Origin of the sequence: Succinimonas sp., assembly GCF_045225735.1 — a bacterium.
Taxonomy (GTDB): domain Bacteria; phylum Pseudomonadota; class Gammaproteobacteria; order Enterobacterales; family Succinivibrionaceae; genus Succinimonas.
The window spans coordinates 1-2,682 of record NZ_JBGVBR010000164.1 but is presented as its reverse complement, the minus strand read 5'-3'; the positions used below and the strand labels follow the sequence as shown (position 1 = coordinate 2,682).

Annotated in this window: 1 protein-coding gene and 1 pseudogene; both read left to right on the top strand. The window is 55.3% G+C overall.

The features are described 5' to 3' along the window. Window positions 1-439: 439 nt before the first annotated feature. Window positions 440-1,363 (top strand): annotated as a pseudogene (rluB, locus tag ACJROR_RS05790) (23S rRNA pseudouridine(2605) synthase RluB); the annotation flags it as partial. A 697-nt stretch (window positions 1,364-2,060) separates the two neighbouring features. Then, window positions 2,061-2,444 carry a hypothetical protein gene (locus ACJROR_RS05785; protein WP_406546258.1) on the top strand — a complete coding sequence of 128 codons (384 nt, stop codon included), beginning with the start codon at window positions 2,061-2,063 and terminating at the stop codon, window positions 2,442-2,444. Window positions 2,445-2,682 lie beyond the last annotated feature (238 nt).

The following is a 2,682-nucleotide window of genomic DNA, read 5'->3' as shown; positions in this document are numbered from 1 at the left end:
TAATCCCATCATACTTGAATTTACCGTCTCCGGCGGGACGGACAGAGGAGTTCATGACGGAGGCTTCTCATTAATGCTGCAAAATTTGAACTCCGGCACAGGTAAATGCCATTATTTCTTTCCGTTTCCCTTCCGGCGCGGGGCGCGGCCCCGTGCCGGTTTCCCGCCGGAAACCGGAAAACCAAGAAACCTTTGCAACTGTTCCCGGGTGCGGTTATAATCCGCATGTTTTCGCTGCGAAGCGAAACCTTAAGTTCAAAGAATATCTCTCCGGTCGTTTATTCTGAATCCGCCCATGTCCGGGCGAGCTCTGCGTTTTTGCCGGAGCCGTCATGCGGGAAGCTCTGATGTCAGGGCCAGTTTGATTGTCATTTGATTTTTTCCTTCAGTGTTTGCATGCGCTTGCCGTGAGGCAATGCCCGTCAGGTTTGTTTAATATATGAGTGAAAAGTTGCATAAAGTTTTGGCAGAAACCGGAATCGGTTCCCGCCGCAATATGGAAGAGGCCATTAAAGAAGGCCGCGTCAGCGTGGACGGAAAGGTTGCCGCCATCGGCGACCGGGTGGAGGGGACCGAGACCATCCGGGTGGACGGCCGCATTATCAAAACCGGAAATCAGGAGAAGCCGATTTGCCGGGTGCTGATGTACAACAAGCCCGAGGGACAGATGTGCACCCGCATGGATCCCCAGGGCCGGCCCACGGTGTTTGACCGGCTGCCGCAGGTGGCCAACGGCCGCTGGATTTATGTCGGAAGGCTGGACGTGAATACCTCGGGACTTTTGCTGCTTACCACCGACGGCGCTCTTTCCAATGCGCTGACCCACCCCAGCCATGAAATGGAACGGGTTTATGCGGTGCGGGTGTTCGGAGAGGTTACCCGGGAGCATATTCAGCAGCTGACCACCAATGTGGAGCTGGAGGATGGCCCCGCTCATTTCTCCAAGGTGGAGCAGGGCGGCGGCGAAGGCATGAACAAGTGGTTCTACGTCACCCTCCGGGAAGGCAGAAAGCGCGAGGTAAGAAGACTCTGGGAGGCTCTGGGTCTCCGGGTGAGCCGTCTCAAGAGAATCAGATACGCCTGCGCGGATCTGGGCAATCTCCCCGAAGGCGGCTGGCGCGAGCTTAACCTGAAGGAGGTGAACGCTCTCCGCAAAATGGCCGGCCTTTTCCCGGAAACCCGCACGGCGCTGGATCCCGAAGCAGAGGCCGCCACCTCCTCCGAGGGATACCGGGAAAGACGGCAGATGCAGAGAGCCTTCAGCCGCTACAAGGAAACCCACGATCTTTCTCCCCGGGGATCCCGGGGCTCTGATTTCCGTTCCCCGGGCTCCAGAATGCGGGATGCCGTAAGAAGGAGCAGCCGGGACGGCATGGACGGCGAGGATTTCCGGGAGCGCGGCTTCCGTTCCGCTCCGGAAAAGGGCGGGAGAAGCGGTCATGGCTTCCGGGACGGCAGGGATCGCCGGGATGATCGGCAGGAACGCCGGGAGAGAGACTTTTTCTCCGAAAGAGGGAGAGGATCCTTTGAGGATCGGGGTTTCCGGGATCGGAAGCCGTTTTCCGGGGAGAGATCCGAGCGTCCGGCCAGATTTGCCAGAGATAACGACAGAAAGGAGCGCCCCGTGAAGTTCAGAGACGGGGATTCCTTTGCCGGGGCTCGCGCTGACCGGACTGACTCGTTCCGGCCCGGACGGGAGCAGTCCTCCGGGAAGTACGGCCGTTCTTCCGGCGGCAAAGTCTGGGGGCAGGGAGGGAGATCCGGGAACGGCGAACGCTCCGGAAGATCCCGGAATCAGGAGGGACATTCCTTCCGGGACGCTCCCAGAAAGCCCCGGAACGCCGGGAATATGCACCGCAGATCTCCGGCCAGAAGATCCTCTGAAGGCGGGGCCTCCCGGAGCTCGGAGATCGATTTTTAAAAGCCGCGCCCGGAACTCCTTTCAGTTCAGTCAGGGCTCAGGTAATAACAGAAGGGCTTTCCGGTTTCCCCGGAGGGCCCTTTTTCATCAGTTCTCATGGCAGAAGCGCTTAAGACGCAGGCCGAAGTCCGGGAGCGGAATGTTCAGGGAGGGAGATAAAGAAGGTCAGCGCGTAACCCAGTATGCTCAGGCTCTGTTTCTTCCCCCGTATTTCCTCCTGGCGCCTCAGATCCGTCCGCTGACTATTCCGCTGTCCCGCGCCGGCAATTTCGGAGTTTCCCTGAAAATCAGCTCCCGAAAGCAAATAAAATCAGCCTTCTCAATGCCTGAAACAGCGCTGTTACGCTCTTTACTGAACATAAAAATGCCATGCCTGAAAAATTTTTCTCCCGGAGGAAAACCGGGGTTTCCGCCACCTTTAAAACAGCAGTCTCGCATTTTCGGCAGAGGTTCAAAACGAGAATCGTTAACTTATAAGGTCTGCGGTGCTTCAGACCATGATTTTCGAAAATTTAGCTTCTGAAAAATCTCAATCATCACATCTTGTTATATAAGGGTTTGTCTGGTATCGCGCATAGAATAGCGATTAGTTATCGAGAAAAATAAAAATTTTGACATAGGCAGCAAAATTTTAATGAGTCCGTTTCGAACAGGTATAGAAATTTAACTGCATCCGTCAGGCATTACTATACTTCATCTCATGAACACGTTTAAAAAATATTTGCCGAAAATCTGTGACGATTATCCGTTTTCAGTGTTGC